A 20,384-nucleotide genomic window follows, 5' to 3' on the forward strand; every position below is an offset into this window, starting at 1 on the left:
CGCCGCAACGACTTACTCGACTTCCTGAATCACGGCGCGCGTTTCAGGGTCGACCAGCATCACGCGCTCGCCGGAATAGACGTAGCGGTATTTGGTGAGCGACGGACCCCACTCGGTCGGCACCGCCTCGAGTTCGACGTCGCGCGGCACCGGTGAACCTACTCCGATCTTCTCCCGGGTCTCGACCGGACGAATCTTGTGCTCGGTGACGTAGGTCCGGATCTTCGTGCGGTATTCGGGCTCGATCTGCACGGCGCCGGAGTGTCCCGTTCCTGTCGTCGTAACGACGGTCGTCTGAGCGAATGCGCTCGTCGAAACCAGTACCGCGGCGGAAATCAGCAGCAACTTCTTCATCACGTTCTCCTCGCCGCTGGATGCGGCGCGCAGCGAAGAACCTGGCGACCGCAGCAATGTTCCTCGTGCCAGGAACCAATTGCCGCTTTTTCCCGTTAGCGTCCGCCCGTGGATATGCTGCGGGAAAAATTGGAGGAGACGATATGACCTTTAAGACCCTTGCCGCCGCGACGTTGATCGCGGCCTTCGTGACACCGGCGTTCGCGGCCGACGAATTCTACGTCGTGCAGGATGCGAAGACGAAGCATTGCACCATCGTCGACAAGAAGCCCGTTGACACGACCACGACGGTCGTGAGCCCGTCCGGCACGATCTACAAGACGCGTACGGAAGCCGAAGCCGGGATGAAGACCGTCAAGGTCTGCTCCTCAAACTAACCGCAGAAACCGAAGGAGACGAAAATGCCCGTCCTCATTCTGTGGGCCGTGCCCGCCGTTCTTTTCGTCGGCGGCGGCATTTACCTGATCGGTCACATGCACTGATCGCGGTCGTGACGGTGGAGAGGCTCGCCGAATTGCGGCGACCTCTTCACCGTAGCCCGCGTCCTACGCTGCCCTGGAGCCGAGGCCGCCAAGCGGCATGCAGCGCGTCCTGCTGATGTGCCCGGCATCGTCGAACCAGAATTTCGTACGCACGGTGTTGCCGTCGTAATCCCGGTAGTCCAGGACGACGCAATCGTCTTCGGGCAGCACCTCATGGAGCTCGAAAGCGTCCGGCGTTGCGGCTCGCAGCTTGCTTGGCCAATACCTAAGCAGGCCGCTACGACCGACGAAATGTCCTCCGTCACAACAATCCAGCGTCGCCCGATTGGCGTAGAGCTCCAACAGATCCACCAGGCGTCGCTGGCGGCAAGCATCTAGCCAATCGATCACGACCGCGACAGGGTCGAAATCAGTTCCCAAACCCGACATATTCCACCTCGCGTATTGTCCCCGGTGGCATGTGTTGGTTAGAGCGAGCGGGTTGAACGCTGTATGAACCGCCGGTTCTGCTCCTGTTTAGGATTGGTCAAGCGTCGCGGGATGGATCGGAAGACTGCAGCGTATTGTCGTGCGCCCGTTCTCTCGCGAAAGCTCAAGCTTGCCGTCGAGTGCACGAACGCGTTCCGACATGCCAGTCAGGCCCCGACCGAATTTAAGATCTGGAAGCAAGGGGCCGTCATCTGCGACCGCGATTCGTAGATTTTCGCCGTCGATCAGCGCCGAAATCTCCATGTCAGACGCGTTCGCGTGGCGCACCACGTTCGTGACGCCTTCCTGCATCACGCGGTAACTCGTCTGCGACAACACGCCGTCGAGGGCATCGAGATCGCGTCCGATATTCGACCGGATCCGTAAGCTTGGCACTTGTTTGCGCGCGTCGCGCAACAGCGCATCGAGGCTCCCGGACAGACCTAGTTCCTCGAGATAGAGCGGGCTCAAGCCCTGCAGGATACGCTTGTTGGCCTGCTGCAGGGCTTCGGCTGCCTCGACGAGGCCTTGCGATGGCGCGCTGCGCTCGGACGCGCTTTCTGAGAGCACCGCCACGTTGGCCCGGATAGCAAAAAGCAGAGGGCCCATCTCGTCGTGAAGTTCTCGCGCGATCCGACGGCGCTCCTCGTCCTGCAGCGAGACGAGCTTACGCAAGAGATCTCGGTTGTCGCGACTTAGCTGCTTCAAGGTCGCAGCGAGTTGGTTGGCCTCTCGGCAGTACCCACGAATCTCAGGTGGACCAGTAAGCGGAATGACCGCATCGTAGGCGCCTTCGCGCATCCGGGTGAGGCCGGCACCGAGCCGCTCCATCGGGCGGATCGTCCTTCCGGCGACCAGATGCGCGCCGAACGCCGCAAACAGCATCGGCAGCGAGCCCGTCGAGACGATCGCCAGAAAGCCCATCCACTTTTCCCAGATGTCGGCCGACAGGTCCGGGGTGAACACGATGGCGCCGACCCGAGCATTGCCGATGTCAACTGGATAGCTCTTCGCGAGGTCAGGAATGGCGAGGTTGGAGACGAACCAGGCCGGAACTCTACCGCCTTGAGAGCGCGCGGTGTGCGCAGGCGCAGCCGTACCCGCAGGAAGATACCCGACCGCCTCGACGTTCCCGAGATTGGTGCCGAAAGCGTCGAGCGTCTCCTCGGGATTTCGGGAAGCCTTCAGGGCCGCGTTGAGAGCGTTAGCGACCGCCCGCGCGGAGCCGGCTTCTTGCTCGTTTTCGTACTCGAACTGGTCCGGCGAGAAGACGAGAAGCGCGACCCCTCCAGACATTAGTGCGCTGACGATCATGGCGGCGATCGGCAGCAACAGTCGCTGCCGGAAGGAAAGTACGTCCCAGATCTTGCGCAATTCGTGCTCCTTCGAGCATTGTGCTCTATCTTCGGGTCGAGCAATTTTGAACTAAAGACGCCCCCCGACGTTCCTGTCGTGTGAATCGAGGAAGTGTTCGTGCAGGATAAGGCAAAATCGGTCGTTCGGGTGCTGATCGTCGATGACCATCCCGTGGTCGTATCGGGATGCCGCGCGCTTTTCGCATCGGACCCTTACTTCGAGATCGACGAGGCCTTCGACGCGAAGACGGGCCATCGGGCGTACCTGCAGAAGCATCCGGACGTGACCGTTGTGGACCTCAGGCTCCCCGACCTGACAGGCTTTGAACTGACGCGTCGGATCCGCAAGGACGACCCGGCCGCTCGGATTGTCATGCTAAGCGTGAGCGACGATCCAGCCTTCGTGGCGCGCGCCGTGGAAATGGGCATCCAGGGATACGTATCTAAGAGTGACGATCCCAAAATCCTCGCCAAGGCGATCCGGAAGGTCGCGGCGGGCGAGCGCTTCGTCTCGCCGCGCTTAGCCGAAGCGACGACCTTCGCCGGCGCAGCGATCCAGGCCAGCCCTCTGACGCAGATGAGTGCACGCGAGCTCGAGATACTGCGGCTGTTGGGGCGGGGCGACCGGATATCGGAAGTGGCATCCGGACTGGACGTCTCCTACAAGACCGTCGCGAACATCACCTCGGCGCTCAAGACCAAGCTCGGCGCCAAAAACCACTCGGATCTCGTTAGGATCGCGGTCGAGATCGACCTGCACTGACAGCAGCCGCTCAACTCGTCCCTTCGCGCATCCTCCGGAACGACGCGGCGATCCATGAGCGCACAGCGAGGATTGTCGTCCAGAGCTTCGCAAACCACGGAATGATCAGCAGCTTCGGCTTGACAATGATGAAGAGCCGCTCGACCAGGAATAGGCTGAGCAAATAGCACGTCACGATCATGGCCGTCCCCGCGATCCAGTGACCTTCGCCGGCAACCGCGACCGCGACCAATTTCAATGGTTCTACCGTCGCCATCGGCACCGCCAACAAAAGCAGCGATTGGTAAGGTCCGAGATTTTCGATCCGCTGTCTGAGGCTCATGAGCAACAACGGCGCAACGAAAGGCAACGTTCCATCGTCGGAACACTTGCCACTTTATCCCGTTGGATCGGACAATATGGATCGAGGAGTTTGTATATGAAGAACAATCTCGCAATCGGGTGCCTGCTGGCCGCAACGATGGCAACCAGCGCATTCGCCGCGACCACCGTGCTGAACGCGGCGCCGACCGAAAGTTGGACAGTGACGAACTACTACAAGAAGGCCGTGTACGACCCTAAGGAGAGCAAGATCGGCGACGTTGACGACGTACTCGTCGACAAATCGGGCAAGATCACGGGACTGGTTATCGGGGTTGGCGGATTTCTCGGCGCCGGCGAGAAGGATGTCATCGTGCCGTTCACCGCGGTCAAGACCGCGAAGAAGAACGACAAGTGGTGGCTGACCCTCGACGAAACCAAGGACGACCTGAAGGGCGCCCCAGGTTTCAAGTACGATCGCGCCAGCACCACCTGGGTGCCGGAAAAGAAATAGTCGGTCGGTCGCCGCGGAGAGCGAGCGGGGCTTTGACGCTCGCTGTCCAATCCAGGAGGGGGTGGCTCGACCCGTTGGCGCACCCTCCGCTTAGAAGCCATCCACGATGCCAGCGAGGCGTGCTCCGCTTCTTGGCGCAACCATTGAAGTAGGGAACGTGAAACGGGCAACTCCAAGCGTGAGCCGAAAGAAACCGAGCGGGTTAAAGTCGATCGATTCCAAGGAGAAGGCCCCGGCGAAACCGGGGCATAAGCCGTTGCCGCTTGGATCGGACGCACGCAAGAATGCGCGCGTCGTGTTTGCTTTGGCGATCGTCGCACTCTCCCTGTGGACCGCCGCGGGCTTCCTCTCCGCGTTGATATGGGCCACCATATTGGCAATTTCTCTGTGGCCTCTTTACGTATCGTTCGTTGTCGCGTGACGTCGAGCCCGTCCGGCTGGGCCGCGTTCGCATTCACGTTTTTCGTTGCCGTCATCCTGTTCACGCCGATGTCGCTCGCGATCTACCAAGTGGCGCAGCAGAGCGGGGAGATCGCGGGTTGGCTGAAGAAGGCCCGCGAGAGCGGCATCGAGGTGCCCGATTGGATCGCCCGCCTTCCGATCGCGGCGGAGATCGCGCAGCAGTGGTGGCGCGCCAACCTTTCGGACCCGCAGGCCGCGGCCGGCTGGTTGAAGGCCATCAGCGCCGACAGCGCGTCGGATCTCTTCAATACTTTGGGCGGTCAGTTGCTGCATCGCTTGTTCATGCTGCTGTTTTCGCTGGTCGCGCTCTTCGTTCTTCTCAGCAACGGCCGATCGGTCGCGAGCCGCTTTCTGGAGACGAGCGAAAGAATCCTGGGCCATCCCGGCGAAGGCGTGGTCGAGAAGATCGTCGATTCCATTCGCGGCACTGTGAATGGCACCGTCGTGGTCGCGGTCGGCGAGGGGCTCTTGATAGGCGTCGGGTATCTCGTTGCGGGCGTGCCGAATGCCGTCATGTTCACTATATTCACGACCGCATTCGCGATGCTTCCCTTCGGTGCCTGGGCCGCTTTCTCCGCGGCGGCGCTCACCTTGATATCGAACGGAAACGAAGCCGCGGCCGCGGGCGTATTCTGCTGGGGGGCGGTCATCATGCTCGCCGGCGATCATTTCGTCTGGCCGGTGCTTGTCGGGGGTTCGGCTCGCCTGCCTTTTCTTTTGGCTTTCGTCGGGATCTTCGGCGGCCTGGCGGCCTTCGGACTTATCGGCCTATTCCTCGGTCCGGTCGTGATGGCGGCCCTTTTGATGGTGTGGCGTGAATGGATCTTTCGCCCTGTCGCAGCGAACCAGTTCGACTAAACCGGGCGCGAATACGCTGCGTGGCCCCCCAAGGTGTGACGTAAGCGGTTACCGGCACGGAACATTCCGGTCGGAGATTGGTTCGCTCCTGTTCTCCGCGGCGCGCCTTAGCGGGCGGCTGTTCTGACGGGGTTGCCGATGTCGCCGCCCAATCATCCGATCCGGAGCGCCCACGATCGACGCCAACGAAGGCTCTTAGTCGTGTTGGCCGTAGGATTCGTCGTTTTCGGCGCCGCTGCAGGCGCCCTATTCTACGTGTCGCAACCTGAGACCCTGCGGATCGCGGTCGGGCCCGCGGACAGCGACGATCATCAATTGGTGGAGGCGATGGCCGAGGCTTTCGGCGACGAAAGCAGGACCGTCCGGCTCTCCCCGATCACGACCGGGGGAGCGGTCGAATCCTTGGCTCTGCTCGGCGCCGGCAAAGCCGACCTTGCGATAGGGCGCGGCGACCTCGGTATGCCGGCCCATGCACAGACACTGGCGGTCCTCCGCAAGAACTACGCCGTCCTTTGGTCGCCTACCGGGGCGCAGACGAAAGGCTCGAAGAAAAAGGCCGCCGGAAAGGTCGGAGAGATCGCCGATCTGGCGGGCCGCAAGGTCGCCATCATCGGAAGGACCGGAGCCAACCTCGAATTGCTGCGCACCATCCTCGTCGCCTCAGGAGTGGATCCGGACAAGGTCGCGACGATCCAATACGGCACCGAAGAAACCGAAAAGCTCGCCCAGGACGCGACTGTAGATGCTTACCTCGCCGTGGGCCCGCTCGACAGCCGGATCACCGTTGCCGCGATCGCTGCGACATCGCGCTCGCGCGGCGCTCCGAAGTTTCTTCCGGTCGAAACATCCGAAGCCATCGCCCTAAAACACGCCCGCTACGAAGCCGAGGAGATCCCGGGCAGCATATTCAACGCGAACCCACCTTGGCCCGAGGACAAGGTGGAGACCATTAGCGTCAACCATCTCATACTGGCCAGGAAAGAACTTTCCGAAGCCAAGGTCGCGGCCTTCTATCGGCAGCTTTTCGCCGTCCGGGACGCGATCGCGCAGCGCGTCGCCGGCGCCGCGCACATCACGAAGCCCGAGACGGAGAAGGAAGCCGAGCCGGCAGTGCACCGGGGCGCGGCCGCGGTGATCAACGGCACCGAGCGGACCTTTCTGGACAAATACAGCGACTATTTTTGGTTCGCGCTGCTTCTCCTTTCCGGGATCGGTTCGGCCGCCGCCTGGCTGCGCCGCTATCTAAACCGGGACGACCGGGACGACACCACCAGCCATCGCAACCGCATTCTTGCCGTGGTCTCGGGGTTGCGCGATGCCGGGTCCGAACAGGACCTCCTGGTGTCGCAGCGCGAGGTCGATGCGATCATCGGTGAAGCCTTGAAACGCTACGATGACGGCGCGATCGAACAAGAAGACCTCGCGGCGTTCGGCCTGGTTCTCGAACTGTTCGATCATGCCCTCGCCGAACGGCGAGCTGCGCTGCAGGGCGATCCGGCTGATCAAGCAAAAACTTCGGCGCCGACCCTTGCTTCTCGCCGGTAGCGAACCCGGCACAGCCTCTTGACGTCGCCGGCCTTGGTCGCCTTCAAACGCCCCGAAATCGGTCGAACCTTATCGCCGAATCGGCTTCCCCGGTGGTACACAGCGGTGGTCACAAATCGCGACCGGACTTTTCCAAATCCTTGCTTTCCGGCTGATTTCGCGCAAACGGCGCTCTGTGGGAGAGAATCCCACTCTCTCCGCCACCGATTTTCGGAAGCGAAAAAGTCCTTCAAAATCAGGGATTTCCTGAGTGGCCGGCTTTTGACGGTGGAGCACCCCGGTGGGGCACTTCCGAACCCCCTTTTGCCACATCGAGGCGTATCTTTCGACCAAAAAGTCGAGGGCTTCCGAGGATGGGCCACATGAGGAATGGCCGCGGGCACTGCAGCCTTCCTGCGTACGCTGACTAGCGGATCTCGAAGGGTGATGATGCGCTGATTGCTGGGGTGGTTTTTCCTAATCGCGAAACGGGCGAGATCACGATCGCTCAGACGCCCAATCTCGCTCTATGGATCGTCATCGTGGCGGGGCTTCCGCTCTGGATTTGGCCTACCGCCGGCAAAGTGAGCCTCTTTTTGACGGTTGTCTTCAGAGGGGCGCTCCTCATTTGGGCCGCCGATGAGATCGTCCGAGGCGTCAATCCTTGGAGGCGTTGTCTTGGGGTTGCGGTCGCGGGTTACGTAATCATGAACGTTCTGCGGTAGGCGGAAAAAAATGATCCTCGCAAGTCGTGCTCATGTCGAAACAGGGCTTGCTCGATCGTCTTGAGTCCAGGTCCGGATCCCTGGAGTTTGCGTATGGCCCCCCGCGCCAATTGGAAAGGCTTCCTGCGTCTGTTGCTCGTCACCTGCCCGGTGGCGCTGTACCCGGCGACCTCGGAATCCGAGAAGATCTCGTTCAACCAGTTGAACCGCCAGACCGGACAGGGGAAGCGGGGCGGCAGCATTGTCTACCCAAGCACCTTCGGCCGGCGGCATTTTACGCCGACCCACTATCGACATGGTCGGTAGGGGATGGATCGGCACCTCCGCTCCTCAGACGGAAGTCTTGGCCCCCTATCTGAAGGATGCGTTGGCCGGGAAGAGAACACTTGTCTTGGCGGTCGAAACACAGTCCTCGACCGATCCGGACGATGACGATGATGTGGATGAGGATCCGCCGTCTCGGATGAAGGGGCCGACCAAACCTCGTTATCCCGGAACAAAACGCAAAGTAATCCAAATCTAATGGGTCGCAGCCACGCCTATTCGTGCCGTCCTGTGCTCAAGCACTCGCCTGAAGAGATGACGCCTCCGCTGCAAACCAAATCGAACCATGGTCATTCGCTCCGGCCTGGGGAAGCTTAGGACGGCAAAGCAGGACGGAGAGCGGCACAATCAGATCCCCGACACCTCGATCCCAGGGCGGCGGGTGGCACGCGAGCTGACGGCGCTGATCAATCAGCGCGGCAAGCCGGGCATGATCGTCTCCGACAACGGCACCGAGTTTACCTGCAATGCCATGCTGGCCTGGTCGGATGAGAACAAGATCGACTGGCACTTCATTGCGCCGGGCAAGCCAATGCAGAACGGCTTCTGTGAAAGCTTCAACGGCCGGATGCGGGACGAGCTTCTCAACGAAACCTTGTTCTTCGGCCTCGATCACGCCCGCGCCAAGATTGCGGATTGGGTCGGCGACTACAATGGCCAACGCCCGCATTCTTCGCTCGGCTATCTGACCCCTGCGGCCTATGCCGCCTACCTCACCGCAACGTGCGATCGGCTGCGCAACCCCGACCAGCTCCGCCGATCACACGTTGCTCACACCGCGCCAAACGGCGTAACATCCGCCGAGACTCTAACCGCTACTGGGTGAAAATTCAGGGGCAGGTCAGGGTTTTGCAAACCAACCCGGGGCTGGGAAGCCGCTGCTCGCGACACGGATTAGGTGGGCAGCGTTTTTTCCCATGAAGCAGCTTATTCGGTTGGAACTAAAACGCTCTGTGCATTTTTGGACAGTTCCAGGAACGAAATACCGCCGCAAGAGTCATCGCACCATTCCAGTGACGAGGACGGACTAGTGATGGGTAGGAAGTATCTGACAGAGCAAGCGGCAACGCTTTTGAGGTTTGCCAAGGCCACCACAAATCCGGACGTGGCGGCGGGCCTTCTATCCAAGGCCGCCGATCTATCAGCCAAGAGCGAAGAGGCGCCTGACGCCAGCCCCCAAGCGCCTGAGGTGGAGCGGCCGGAGAGCTGACGCACCAAAGAGGCAGCCTCCTTTGGCGGTCTCTTTCATTTCGTCTCATAACCGGCACGAGTTCCGTTAGAAAAACCCAAGGCTCAGATCCAAGCCATAGGTCATCCAAAGCGCGGTAACGAACAAGATAGCGCAACAGAATAGTACGGCTTGCCTGAGGATGTGAGATAGGATTTGAAGGGTGGAAACTTTTCGCGCAAGAAACCTTGCGATAGCGGTCATTCGCGACTCACTCCATGCAGCTTGCCCAACCCAAAATTGGGTCTGCGTCCGGCGCCAAAAGGTTCACAACCGTTTGCCTGCATCAGCTTTTCTTTGTCCCAAAAGCATCCCTGTCGAGAGATTGATGAAGTGCAGCTGGGTACAAGCCGGACAGGTCACAGCCTCATATTCATCGCCGCGCGGACTCGCAGCATCGATACGATGCTGCACTTTGAAGTCAGTTCGGGGGCAGACAAAGATCAGGTCCATGCGACATCATCGGCGGCCGCAAGCAAAGCTTCTTGATCCAGCGCAAGGTTTACTTTGTGCGTAGCATTCTGGGTGAAGCAATGCGCCCGCATCGGCTTCTAACATTATCCCCTTCAGCGATGAATCTCCCGACGATGGTTCAAGGGCTCGATAGCTTGGGTGAGGTCAACCTTTGGCGCGGATCAAAGCTCAAACCTTGACCGAACAAGTCGAACTTAGCCTGGCGGCCGCTAGTTCCGAGACGGACTTGGTATTGGCTGCGTTGTTCCGGTTTCACTTTTGAGCGGACGATCTCGACGCGACCGCTGGCAAGCCGCCATTCGACAGCCGCGTCGCTGATCACCTTGCCGAGGCGCCAGCCACCGCGCGGGCAACGTTCAAATTGACCAGATGCGAGCAGACGCAGCAGTTAGCACGGGTGTGTCTGATATCATCAAGAAGCTTGTCTCGTTTGCAGACGGCATGATCGTCGACGCGCCGATGATCGACAAAGTCCGCGCTAGGTCGGCCCGAGATTGTTGCTCGCCAGCGGAGACAGTGCTGAATCGATGGCGGACCGAAGCTCAGTCAGCAAACAAGGCTTTCTCACGACCAGAGTGCTCTTAAATGCCTCCGGCACTCCCGACGATCCGTATCCGCTAACGAAGAAAAAGGGTTTGCCTCGACGAGCAATCGTCGACGCGATTGGCTCGATGGTATCGCCGCCTACATTGATATCCAGAATTGCGAGATCGAACTCGGCATTCGTTGCAAGGACCGCACCTTTTCCGACATCTCCGGCTTCCGCGACGACCGAATGACCGACCTCTTCGATCATTTCGATCAACATCATGCGGATAAGGGCTTCATCTTCTATGACCAGGACTGAAGCGGGCACGGGTTGCGGTTCCTCAGGCGGGACCCGTCTGCTGCGAGCCTGCGTTCAGGAGCTGGGAAACAGCTGAAACGACTTGCGCGGGCGCAAATGGTTTTTGAAGCAGAATGCTGTTTGGTACACCGAGTACAGGCCACTTATCAGCCGCGCCGCCAGTCATGTAAACCACGGGAAAATGCGGGTCGATCTCGCGCGCGGCTTTCGCGACTTCCCAGCCGTCGAGGCGACCTAGTAGGTTGACATCGGTGACAAGAGCACGGTGCGCGGTTAGACCGTTCTTTAGAATCGTCACAGCTTCTTCGCCAGTCTTAACAGAAACGATTTGAAAACCGCCCTCTGTGAGAGCCTCCTCGACGATCAATTCGATCGCCTCATCGTCTTCGACCACCAGAACGCTCGGAACTTCCAACATCACATCTTCCCCCCGTCCCGTTCTACTTGTGTTACAAAGTGCACACAAACAGTTTTGTTCCCGGCTGTTAAATGGTGAAGATCCGATAGGGAACGCGAACTACGTTCCGGGGATACCTCGTGCTGTAGGGACTAGCTATGACTGGGTTGGTCTGGGACGTCGAAAAACTTCGTACGGCGACTGAAGCGGCTGGCATCGCCCTCTGGTCATGGAACGTAGATACAGACCAGTTGGAACTTGACGAACGTGGTTATCTACTATGGGGGGTTCCGAACACCGGCAGCATTACGTTCGAGGTCCTCTCGGCTTGTATTCATCCGGAAGACCTCGACCGAGTGCGGGCTTCCTTTGCTGCAACGCGAGATATGCACGGGGCTTATGAAACGGACTTCCGCATTCTTTGCGATGGCAAGGTCCGTTGGATATCAGCGCGCGGTCGCGGGGATGACCAAGGTATTGTTGGCCGGATCATGTACGGCGTGTTCCTCGACGTAACAGAACGAAAGAAGGCAGAAGAAGCTCGTGAGATGCTCGCCGGCGAAATGAACCACCGCGTTAAAAATATCTTTGCGATCACTTCTGCCCTGACGGCAATGTCCGCGCGTTCAACTACGACAAAAGACGAGATGGTGAGGGATGTTGGCCAGCGGATTACTGCCCTTTCAATAGCCCGCGATATGGTCCGCCCTGATTTGGGCCAACAGAAAAAGGCAGCCGAATTGGGGGAGTTATTGAAGACCCTGTTGCAGCCATATGCCAACGCGCAGTCACAAGAAGACCGAGTTAAAATCGACACGCCAAGATTGCTGGTAGGTGAGAAGTCCGCATCTGCTCTCGCGTTGGTCGTGCACGAACTAGCAACTAATTCCGTTAAATACGGGGCGCTTTCAGTTGCAAATGGTGTTCTCGACTTAGAGTGTACTGTGAATGGCGGCGTGGTCACCCTCACATGGAGAGAAAGTGGCGGCCCGCCAATTTCTAAAGCGCCGGGCCGATCGGGGTTCGGCAGCAAGCTCGTTGTTAGCAGTCTTTCAGATCAGCTTGGCGGCAGCATATCGGCGAGCTGGCGACCCACAGGAGCGGTGATTACCTTGGAGATCAGTGAAGCCCGGCTCGGCGCATAATCGGTAAGGCGGCCTAGTTGGCGGCCCCTTTCAATTCCTCCGGATGTCGCCTGGCCTTTCACGCCTGAGGGGCTACCGCCGACAAGCGGCGCTATCCGGACGCACCCTGCCTGGTTGAGGGCCAAATTGTCCTAATGTGAATCTAGCGGAGACCTAAATTACTAAGGATTCTTTAGTTTCCTTGGGCATGTGAGCAATACTGACCAGCGTTGTGTCGAGCGAAGTTGCACACTGTTCCCATCACCGCCCACCCCGGAACTACCGGTGACTGGGAGTTCTGTAATGCTCCCGCCCGATCCGGCGTGCAACATGCACCATCCCCAAACGCTATGCTCAACGTGCCGATCAGAAGCAGTTACGTTTGAGTGCCCCGCCTGCAAGAACGTTCACCAGCTTGTAGCCGATCTGGTTGATCCTATGGAATCCCCTCGAACTACCGGCTGGCTTCGCGGTCAATTGCAAGCGCCGACGTAGCAGGTTGCACCTATCCGGCCGCGTTTCCGTATCAGCGCCTTTAATACCCGGGGCATAGTGCGCAGTTTGACCAGCGTCAGCAAAAATGTCGGAATGTGATCCGGTCGCCAAATCGTTCGTACACCGTTATCGGGGCGACCCGAAAGGTTAAAACATGATGCCCAAGGTGAAAGAGCATATCTGCCCAACATGCAATGGAAAGGGCTTTCCCGTATCGATGCAACCGGTCAATCCGGGACACAAAATCTATCCGGGAAAATGCAAAGCCTGCGGTGGCAAGGGAAAGATTGCGGACGCCAACTGAGGGGCCGACCCGTCGTCTCCGCCTTCGTCGCCACCGCCGCAGCAACGGACCAAGCTGCACTCGACGGATCGAGCGCCTCAACGGTGTGATCAAGCGGCGGGCCGAGGTGGTCGGCATGTTTCCAAACGAGTGACCACGCTGTGAGTCTCCCCATGATCGGGACGGTCTAGCCCCACTCGTTCTCCGACACAGAGCCCGGCGGCGGCTTCAGCTCCGCGATACCCGTCTCGATGATCGCAATCTCGTCCCGAACGGCGTTCACGGCGTTCGCGGGATTGATGCCGGTGACCGCCTGGAGTTCGCCGAGCACCTTGCGTCGATGCGTCAGCAGATCGGATAGCGCGCGATGGTTCCTCGTCTTCACGAAGCCGGCGACGATCAATTCCATTGCTCTTGACATACCGGTCTCCGATTGGAGCAGCGGCCGATCATCTCGGCATGCAAACTTCGGCGAGGCCGGTTTGCGTGATGCGATATTCGATCCCGGTCGGCGTGTCGCGCCGCTCGATCCAACCGTTGCGAAGAAGCGTCATCTTCGTACCAGGGGCGTCCGGAACTCTTGAGGCCGTTACCCAACTGCCATCACGCAGCCGATCCAGGAGCTGGCGGTGATACTGATTGAACGCTGTCGCTGAGCTGCGCTCACGAAGTTCTTCGAGAATTGTCTTTAGAGAGCGCTGGTTTTCCATGCTGCAGTGTTGCATCGCATCGTTGAGAAGTGGTTATCGGCAGCCGAGCACGGAATGCCAGCAAGCGTTCACTTATGAGCGCTACGGGCTGCCGATGTCGGAGCTGGGGGCCCAAAACGGAGAGTGGGCGGCGGGCCTATCACGTCGTACTTGAATGCCACGCCCTCAGGATCGTTCTCGGTGAACCAGACATCAGCCGCGTCTTCCGAAGCGAAGACCTTCAGGTGGTCCTTGTCTCCGATTTGTTTCCGTGCGTCAGTGTAGATCCAGACGGTCATTGATCCCTTTTCAGCTTGCGCCGGCCCTAACGCGGCTCTTCGCCCTTCGGGTTCAACTCCGGGACGCAGTGTCGGTTCAATGCGCGCATGACGCCGATCCGGGCGAGCATCGTCGGGCCGCCGCGATCGACGACCAAGAGTAGGGCCTGCATGGCCGCCCGCCGCTCCTGCGCATCGTGCTCCTTTTCGGCAGCGCGGCGATGTACTCGCCGGCGTCGCGCAACGTGACTAAGCTACCGCCGTCGATTTCAATCGGCTCATCGAAAGGCCGCCCCTAGCCCTGGTTCATGTCGTGTTTCGATACCCGATCACCGCCATCTGCGGGTTGCCGCGTTCGAAGTCGGGCCGAACGTCAGCACCGCGATATCCGCACCTCTGGCAGACGAACCGCGGCTCAAGATTGTGAATGCTGATCGAAAAGTGACCCCCATCGGCGCGTTGGGGAACCCTTCAAGTCACTGATTGTATTGAATGTGATTGATCGGACCCCACGCCGATCAAGGTCGAGACCCCACGCCGAAATACAACGGCTTGCGTCTCGCGCCGCATCCGGACCGGCGAGGAGGGGACCGTGCCCCAATTTTTATGCACAAGGTCACTGCAATTAAAGACCAGTGTGCGGAGGGAGAGGCGAAGCGCGCTCTGATCGCGCAGCGCTCGATCGTGTCCCCTAGCGTGGTGTAGCTGGCGGCGGGTCACCGCGTTCGCCGGCATGGGCCGGGCTGATCAGCTGGCGATAGCCTGAAGGCTGACGGTGGGATCATCGCTCAACGGCGCGATGGTTTCCAGCGTCATGTAGCGGGCGCGCTGGACGGCCCATTCATCGTTTTGCTCGAGCAGGATCGCGCCGATGAGGCGAACGATGGCATCTTCATTGGGGAAGATGCCGACGACCTCGGTCCGGCGCTTGATCTTGCCGTTGAGGCGTTCGATCGGATTCGTGGAGTGCAGCTTGGTCCGGTGCTGCAGCGGGAACGTCATATAAGCGAGCACGTCGGTCTCGGCCTCGTCGAGGAAGCTGGCAAGCTTGGGGAGCTTGGGGCGGAGCTGGTCGGCGACTTTTCGCCACTATGCTTGTGCGGCCTCGGCATCGTCCTGGGCAAACGCGGCGGCGATGAAGGCCGAGACAACACGGCGGCCGCTCTTTCCGGCATGGGCCAACGCATTTCGCATGAAGTGCACGCGGCAGCGTTGCCAGCTGGCATTGAGCACCTTGGCGACGGTGGCCTTGATGCCCTCATGGGCATCGGAGACGACCAACTTGACGCCACGCAAGCCGCGGCGGGCGAGCTTGCGCAGGAACGCCGTCCAGAACGTCTCGGCCTCGGACGGGCCAATGTCCATGCCGAGAACTTCGCGCCGGCCGTCGCTGTTGAGGCCGACGGCGACGATCACTGCGACCGACACGATGCGGCCAAAGCCGCAGCAGGCGAGCCGGGACCGAGTCTTGCGGGCGTCGCGGCAACGCGAGGTCTGAAGTGTAGACAGGAGCCATGCGGGTGCGGGAATGAGCCTCGAAAGGTGGATGTTCGCGGAGCCGAGTGTGTTCCCTAAGCACGAAGGCAGCATGAGCATTGTCGTTATGCGAGACGATGCTGCTCCGTCGGGGTCGATGGCCGCATCACGCATGGAAGGCAATCATCGGAACATGAGAGGCCCGACCGGGTCCACTGGATCGGTCTCCAGTGGGGGACAGCGGCAAGGCACTGCCAGAGCTGCGGTCCGAGCTGAGGTCGGGAGTCGGACTGGTCCATACTACCACCCTCGAACGGGTGAACGCGTCGGCCAAGCAGGCTGCCCAAACCCGGTTCACGGCCCTGCTGCATCACATCGACGAGGACGCTCTGCTTCGGGCGTTTCGACGACAAAAGGGGCAGGCCAGCGCGGGGGTCGATGGGGTGACGGTGGCGAAGTACGAAGAGGAGCTCACGGACAACCTCCGCGACCTCTGCGGGCGGGTCCACACTGGTCGTTATCGGCCACAGCCGGTGCGACGAGTCTACGTCCCCAAAGCTGATGGCGGTAAGCGGCCTCTCGGTGTGCCGGCGCTAGAAGACAAGATTGTCCAAAGCGCCGTGGCAGAGATGTTGAGCGCCGTTCTACGAGGCCGACTTCCTCGGGTTCTCCTACGACTTCCGGCCGGGGCGGAATCCTCATATGGCGCTTGACGCCTTGCACACGGCGATCATGAGCCAGCGCGTCAACTGGGTGCTCGATGCCGACATTCGCAGCTTCTTCGACTCGGTCGACCACGAGTGGCTGTTGCGGATGGTGGCGCACAGGATCACCGATCCTCGCATCTTACGGCTCATCCGGCTGTGGCTGCGAGCTGGCGTTCTTGAGAGCGGCGAGAAGCAAGAGACAGACAGGGGTACGCCGCAAGGGGCGGGCATTAGCCCGCTCCTTGCCAACATCTTCCTGCACTACATCCTCGATCTCTGGGTCCACCAATGGCGCCGTCGCCATGCACGCGGTCGCGTCGTGACCGTGCGTTATACGGACGACTTCGTCATGGGCTTCGAGAACAAAGCAGATGCGCAAGAAATGCTCTTGGCCCTCAAGGCGCGGCTGGCCGGCTTCGGCCTAACGCTCCACGAGTACAAGACGCGGCTAATCGAGTTTGGCCGGTTCGCGGCCATCTCGCGTCAGCGGCGCTGCGAGCGGCGGCCAGAAACCTTCGCCTTCCTCGGCTTCACCCACTACTGCGGGCGGACCAGGGACGGCCGGTTTATCGTGAAGCACAAGACGGAAAGGAAACGCCTGACGCGCAAGCTGACGGCGTTGCGCCAGGAGGCCTAGCGGCTCATGCACGAGTCACTGGCTGCGCAGCACGAGTGGTTCGCCGCTGTGCTGCGTGGACACTACGGCTATTACGGCAGGCCGCACAACTATCCAGCGCTCAACGGCTTCTACCGCGAAGTGCGTCGGACATGGATGCGCTGTCTGAGACGGCGCAGCCAGAAAAGTCGACGCATGGGGTGGCTCGAGTTCGAGACCCTGACGGCACGCTTCCGTCTGCCCGTTCCACGCATTACTCGCACTTGGGCACAGGCGCGGATATGACGCGGGTTACCCTCGGGAAGAGCCGGGTGCGGGAAAGCCGTATGCCCGGATCTGTGAGGGCAAAGCAAAATGGCTGAGCTACTCGACCACGACCTCGAGATCCACGAGGTTGAAAATCCGTCGAAGCAACTGTTTGGACATGCCTCGTTTTGCGTCAAAGGCTCCCCGTTTTTCAACAATTCGAATGCAGGAAGCTCTTTTCCTTCTTTCATCACCCTGTTGGGTGACGTCTATCCTGGAATCAAGAACTAGCTTTCTACAACAACTCGACAATGCGTTCTGGTGAATTGCTTCACACAGCCTGTGCTGCGCAACGCGTAAGGTGGCTGCCATTGACGAGCCGTTCGAGAAATAAATATCGCCGTAGCGGTGTCATATGCAGCCAACGACCGACAAGGTAGCCACAGCAACGCCGAGCCTCCGGGCGCTTATGCACCTTCCCGCATTTTCGTTGTTGTTCTTCGCGCTTGCTCTCGCAACACCAACTTCACATCAAGTTCAACTCATTTCCTGGATCGTCCTGTTTTCTGCTTTGGTTTCCAGCATCGCAGGCTTCGCCTTTTCGCCGATAGCTGGCGTCTTCCTCTTCCATACCGTCCATGAGCCGCTTGAAGTAGTGAGGATCCTGCTTGTCGCCTCGATCGCACAACAAATCTACTGCGTCTGGCGCCTGCGTGCGACTATCCAGATCAAGGCGTGCGGCCCTTATCTGATCGGAAGCGTGGCGACCCTGCCCATCGGTCTCTACCTTCTCTGCAAAACATCCGCATCGGTGTTCCTGCCGCTTCTCGGCATTCTGCTCATCGCATACGGAATATTTGCGGTTTTAAAGCCCACGCTGCGCGCTGGGACGGATCCGCTTTGGGGACGGATCCTGGCCGGGGCGCTGGGAGGCATTACCGGCGGTCTGGCCGCGTTCCCGGCAGCGTTCGTGACGATGTGGTGCCTCTTGCAGGGATTTGACAAGCACCGCACGCGATCAGTCACCCAGCCTTTCATTCTGGTCAATCAGATCCTGGCTGTCGCCGCGTTGATGATAGTCCGTCCAATCAATATAGGCGTGACCGACACCTTTCATTATGCCGCGCCTTCCGTCCTTGGCGCGCATTTTGGCCTGCTCATTTTCAATCGTGTCAGCGGGTCCACATTCAATCGCATCGTCGGCGCGTTTCTTGTTTTGGCTGGACTTGGCTTTGTCAGACCTTTTTAGGTCAAAGGAGTCTCTCATGCAGAAATTTCCGACCGGTCTACCGGCCAGTGAGCGCAAGGTGGTCCGCAAGTGGCAATTTGCTGTCGTGGCCTTTTATGGCTCCCTGCTGTCTTTTATGGTGTTGATGGCGTTTCTCTCCAAGCAGGATGTGCAGGTTGCGAAGTCCGAGACACCCCAACGCATTCAGGGTAAATAACGGACAAGAAGTCCGCGATCACGGATGGCGCCATGGACCGACTTCTGGACTTGTTCTACGACGCTGCCGGCGATCACGAGCTCTGGCCTGTTGCATTGACGGCGACTGCACGATTTTAACCCACAGGCGCAAACGAATGCGGCTCTTGAAAAAGCGCAAAGCGAAAACAACGAAGACATCGTTGAATCCGCCCGCGCGCCTCCTTCTCAGTATCACGACGCTACGTTTCGATGCATTGAGGATGCGGAGACATGCGACCGGTCAACGACTGTTCCGAGGTATATCTGCACCGGAGCGACCCGGTTCTGTTTGGCTTCGCGGCTCAATGCGAAGTGACGTTCTTGCGCTGCGTTTCGCGAACATTGCCTACGGCGGCACTTATAGAGTTGATGGCAGCTGCTTCGATGCCATCCTCACAACCATGAGACATTCGCCCGGGCCAACCCAGCGTATTCAGTATCGATCAAGTCGAGATCAAACTCGCCGGCACGGCCGTCGGCAATTTTGCGCCATGCTTCGGCGAGATTGCTCAAGCGCCGGGCATGCTCTTCGAAGTCTTTCTCCTGACGGCTTGCGAAGACGAGGTTTCTAACGACAAGCTTCTCGAAACTGCCGCGAACGGATGTATGAGCCTGGTTTTGTTTCGCGTCTCCTCGGAACGGCTCGTGACATTACCGCTCAAAACGCCCTTTCCACCTGCAAACTATGGCTCAGACATCAAAGTTCTCCAAAGCGAAGCTGACGGCGACTGTTAAAGACGTCTTGGAAGCGTCTGTGGCTCGAGATCGCAGCTCAAACTAGGGATAGGCGGCGGCCCTATTTTTTTGGCTCAGGTCGCCCTCTTCCAAACCAGCCGGTTGAAGGTTGTTTGTCCACCATCGTCCCGAGCTGGGGTTAGCAACGACAACCCGTCTTCGTTGATAGAGACATTGCGCTTCAGAATGGTCCCCGTTTCGTACGGGAGGAGAGAGCTAACAACGTGGTGCGTCACGACGTGCGCCGCGTCGTCCACCTCAAACGTGCCACAATAGGCGTAGTATTCATCAAACCACGCCGCACGATCGGCGGCGGAAAGCTTATCGAAATCAGCGCGCGAAATCGTGCCTGCATGTGCACCTGCTATTTGCACACTCATCCAGCCATTTTCGCTGTAAATAATGACGCCAGTGATAGGCGGATGCCGCCCGAACCAGGGAACGGTCTCGTTCCCCTTCACCGTCACCGCTTCAGTCAGCAACCAAGTCCCGATCAATCGAGAGCGTAGGGGAAGCTGATCGGCTGTTGCGGAGGAACTGGTAGCCAGAACTCCCATTGAAGAAACGAGAAAAGCTCGTCGGTCCATCCGCGCCCTCACAGTTTGAAATACGTTATGCTACCTTAAAAGTCGGCTGTTGCAGGGAGAGCCGACATTGGCCTTAGCCGCGGCCCAGATAGACGAGCAGCCACCTTCATTTCGGCGATGCCTGGTTTGTCCCGGACGGGCCAACGCCAACCACCTGTATGACGACCTCGCCGTCTTTTGCCCATGCAAAGTGAGGCGTGTTTGCCGGTTCGGTCCAGGAGCTTCCTGGTTGAAGTGGTTTCAGTTCAATAACGTTGAATTCGGTTCCATAACCAAAGTAGAGCGTGCCGGATAGGACCGTGCCGACGCGGTCATCCGGATGAAAGTGCGGCGCCAATCGAGCATTTGCCGGGAAACGTATCCGGTAGGCGTAGAGACCGGATTTTGCGTCGTCCCCTGCGACAGTCGCCCTTTCATTTCCTGTGTTGATCTTCTTCCACTCTAACTCTGCAGGCAGCAAGCGGACCTCCGAAAGAGGATCAGCCCATGCCAACCGGCCGAGAAAGAAAAAGGCATTTAACGAGATCAACACAAGGCGACGCATAAATAGCTCCCGCGTTAGACCGTCTCACAACCAGAAACGACGCAACCATGCGTGATAGGACCGA

Annotated in this window: 22 protein-coding genes and 3 pseudogenes; 13 read left to right on the forward strand and 12 right to left on the reverse strand. The window is 59.4% G+C overall.

Going from position 1 to position 20,384, the window contains the following annotated elements:
• Window positions 1–12: 12 nt before the first annotated feature.
• The gene (locus tag JQ621_RS31615) at window positions 13–354 is read right to left on the reverse strand and encodes a DUF1236 domain-containing protein (protein WP_212240833.1); all 342 of its coding nucleotides are present in this window, start codon (window positions 352–354) and stop codon (window positions 13–15) included.
• Between the two features lie 143 nt (window positions 355–497).
• Between JQ621_RS31615 and JQ621_RS31620 the strand changes: the two genes are divergently transcribed.
• Window positions 498–731 (forward strand): hypothetical protein, encoded by a 234-nt coding sequence (locus tag JQ621_RS31620; protein WP_041955248.1) that lies wholly within the window; start codon window positions 498–500, stop codon window positions 729–731.
• A 168-nt stretch (window positions 732–899) separates the two neighbouring features.
• On the opposite strand, the gene JQ621_RS31625 is transcribed toward JQ621_RS31620, so the two are convergent.
• Together JQ621_RS31625 and JQ621_RS31630 are read right to left on the reverse strand one after the other, a co-directional pair.
• Entirely contained in the window at window positions 900–1,265 is a 366-nt protein-coding gene (locus JQ621_RS31625; RefSeq protein ID WP_212240835.1) for a nuclear transport factor 2 family protein, read from the reverse strand.
• A gap of 87 nt (window positions 1,266–1,352) precedes the next feature.
• On the reverse strand, window positions 1,353–2,678 hold the full coding sequence (locus JQ621_RS31630) for a histidine kinase (RefSeq protein ID WP_249125690.1): 1,326 nt from the start codon (window positions 2,676–2,678) through the stop codon (window positions 1,353–1,355).
• Window positions 2,679–2,777: 99 nt separating this feature from the next.
• Here JQ621_RS31630 and JQ621_RS31635 point away from each other — a divergent pair, with 99 nt between their 5' ends.
• Window positions 2,778–3,422 (forward strand): response regulator transcription factor, encoded by a 645-nt coding sequence (locus JQ621_RS31635; protein ID WP_212240837.1) that lies wholly within the window; start codon window positions 2,778–2,780, stop codon window positions 3,420–3,422.
• Window positions 3,423–3,432: 10 nt separating this feature from the next.
• Here JQ621_RS31635 and JQ621_RS31640 read toward each other — a convergent pair whose 3' ends face one another.
• Window positions 3,433–3,771 carry a hypothetical protein gene (locus JQ621_RS31640; protein ID WP_249125691.1) on the reverse strand — a complete coding sequence of 113 codons (339 nt, stop codon included), beginning with the start codon at window positions 3,769–3,771 and terminating at the stop codon, window positions 3,433–3,435.
• Between the two features lie 69 nt (window positions 3,772–3,840).
• Here JQ621_RS31640 and JQ621_RS31645 point away from each other — a divergent pair, with 69 nt between their 5' ends.
• The 5 genes and pseudogenes from JQ621_RS31645 to JQ621_RS31665 form a co-directional block, all read left to right on the forward strand.
• Window positions 3,841–4,236: a PRC-barrel domain-containing protein gene (locus JQ621_RS31645; protein ID WP_212240838.1), complete on the forward strand. Its 396-nt coding sequence runs from the start codon at window positions 3,841–3,843 to the stop codon at window positions 4,234–4,236.
• A gap of 387 nt (window positions 4,237–4,623) precedes the next feature.
• Window positions 4,624–5,556 (forward strand): AI-2E family transporter, encoded by a 933-nt coding sequence (locus JQ621_RS31650; RefSeq protein ID WP_312015461.1) that lies wholly within the window; start codon window positions 4,624–4,626, stop codon window positions 5,554–5,556.
• A gap of 138 nt (window positions 5,557–5,694) precedes the next feature.
• Window positions 5,695–7,101, forward strand: coding sequence for a TAXI family TRAP transporter solute-binding subunit (locus JQ621_RS31655; protein ID WP_212240839.1), 1,407 nt, complete (start codon window positions 5,695–5,697; stop codon window positions 7,099–7,101).
• Between the two features lie 797 nt (window positions 7,102–7,898).
• The gene (locus JQ621_RS36140) at window positions 7,899–8,111 is read left to right on the forward strand and encodes a Ku protein (RefSeq protein WP_464165375.1); all 213 of its coding nucleotides are present in this window, start codon (window positions 7,899–7,901) and stop codon (window positions 8,109–8,111) included.
• A 370-nt stretch (window positions 8,112–8,481) separates the two neighbouring features.
• A pseudogene (locus JQ621_RS31665) lies at window positions 8,482–8,955 on the forward strand (integrase core domain-containing protein); the annotation flags it as partial.
• 669 nt (window positions 8,956–9,624) lie between these two features.
• Here JQ621_RS31665 and JQ621_RS31670 read toward each other — a convergent pair.
• The 3 genes from JQ621_RS31670 to JQ621_RS31680 all read right to left on the reverse strand — a co-directional run bounded on the left by JQ621_RS31670 (window position 9,625) and on the right by JQ621_RS31680 (window position 11,096).
• Complete coding sequence (locus tag JQ621_RS31670; RefSeq protein WP_212240840.1) at window positions 9,625–9,810, reverse strand: hypothetical protein; 186 nt, start codon at window positions 9,808–9,810, stop codon at window positions 9,625–9,627.
• Window positions 9,811–10,309: 499 nt separating this feature from the next.
• Entirely contained in the window at window positions 10,310–10,687 is a 378-nt protein-coding gene (locus tag JQ621_RS31675) for a response regulator (RefSeq protein WP_212240841.1), read from the reverse strand.
• 13 nt (window positions 10,688–10,700) lie between these two features.
• Window positions 10,701–11,096, reverse strand: coding sequence for a response regulator (locus JQ621_RS31680; protein WP_212240842.1), 396 nt, complete (start codon window positions 11,094–11,096; stop codon window positions 10,701–10,703).
• A gap of 137 nt (window positions 11,097–11,233) precedes the next feature.
• Between JQ621_RS31680 and JQ621_RS31685 the strand changes: the two genes are divergently transcribed.
• Together JQ621_RS31685 and JQ621_RS31690 are read left to right on the forward strand one after the other, a co-directional pair.
• Window positions 11,234–12,220 (forward strand): sensor histidine kinase, encoded by a 987-nt coding sequence (locus tag JQ621_RS31685; protein WP_212240843.1) that lies wholly within the window; start codon window positions 11,234–11,236, stop codon window positions 12,218–12,220.
• 811 nt (window positions 12,221–13,031) lie between these two features.
• Window positions 13,032–13,128: pseudogene (locus JQ621_RS31690) on the forward strand (transposase); the annotation flags it as partial.
• A 36-nt stretch (window positions 13,129–13,164) separates the two neighbouring features.
• Here JQ621_RS31690 and JQ621_RS31695 read toward each other — a convergent pair.
• From JQ621_RS31695 to JQ621_RS31705, 3 genes and pseudogenes are all read right to left on the reverse strand, one after another.
• Window positions 13,165–13,398, reverse strand: coding sequence for a hypothetical protein (locus JQ621_RS31695; RefSeq protein ID WP_212240844.1), 234 nt, complete (start codon window positions 13,396–13,398; stop codon window positions 13,165–13,167).
• A gap of 28 nt (window positions 13,399–13,426) precedes the next feature.
• Window positions 13,427–13,687 (reverse strand): hypothetical protein, encoded by a 261-nt coding sequence (locus JQ621_RS31700; RefSeq protein ID WP_212240846.1) that lies wholly within the window; start codon window positions 13,685–13,687, stop codon window positions 13,427–13,429.
• Window positions 13,688–14,691: 1,004 nt separating this feature from the next.
• A pseudogene (locus JQ621_RS31705) lies at window positions 14,692–15,381 on the reverse strand (IS256 family transposase); the annotation flags it as partial.
• Between the two features lie 741 nt (window positions 15,382–16,122).
• On the opposite strand from JQ621_RS31705, the gene JQ621_RS35635 reads away from it, so the two are divergent.
• From JQ621_RS35635 to JQ621_RS31725, 4 genes are all read left to right on the forward strand, one after another.
• Entirely contained in the window at window positions 16,123–16,764 is a 642-nt protein-coding gene (locus JQ621_RS35635) for a reverse transcriptase domain-containing protein (RefSeq protein ID WP_249125692.1), read from the forward strand.
• A 333-nt stretch (window positions 16,765–17,097) separates the two neighbouring features.
• Window positions 17,098–17,280 carry a hypothetical protein gene (locus tag JQ621_RS31715; RefSeq protein ID WP_212240849.1) on the forward strand — a complete coding sequence of 61 codons (183 nt, stop codon included), beginning with the start codon at window positions 17,098–17,100 and terminating at the stop codon, window positions 17,278–17,280.
• A 124-nt stretch (window positions 17,281–17,404) separates the two neighbouring features.
• Window positions 17,405–18,238, forward strand: coding sequence for a sulfite exporter TauE/SafE family protein (locus JQ621_RS31720; protein WP_212240851.1), 834 nt, complete (start codon window positions 17,405–17,407; stop codon window positions 18,236–18,238).
• 16 nt (window positions 18,239–18,254) lie between these two features.
• A complete protein-coding gene (locus JQ621_RS31725; RefSeq protein ID WP_212240852.1) occupies window positions 18,255–18,434 on the forward strand; it encodes a hypothetical protein in 180 nt (59 codons plus the stop codon).
• 829 nt (window positions 18,435–19,263) lie between these two features.
• Here JQ621_RS31725 and JQ621_RS31730 read toward each other — a convergent pair.
• Window positions 19,264–19,776 carry a lipocalin-like domain-containing protein gene (locus JQ621_RS31730; RefSeq protein WP_212240853.1) on the reverse strand — a complete coding sequence of 171 codons (513 nt, stop codon included), beginning with the start codon at window positions 19,774–19,776 and terminating at the stop codon, window positions 19,264–19,266.
• A gap of 106 nt (window positions 19,777–19,882) precedes the next feature.
• Window positions 19,883–20,320 (reverse strand): cupin domain-containing protein, encoded by a 438-nt coding sequence (locus JQ621_RS31735; protein ID WP_212240854.1) that lies wholly within the window; start codon window positions 20,318–20,320, stop codon window positions 19,883–19,885.
• Window positions 20,321–20,384 lie beyond the last annotated feature (64 nt).

The organism is Bradyrhizobium manausense, assembly GCF_018129685.1.
Taxonomy (GTDB): Bacteria; Pseudomonadota; Alphaproteobacteria; order Rhizobiales; family Xanthobacteraceae; genus Bradyrhizobium; species Bradyrhizobium manausense_D.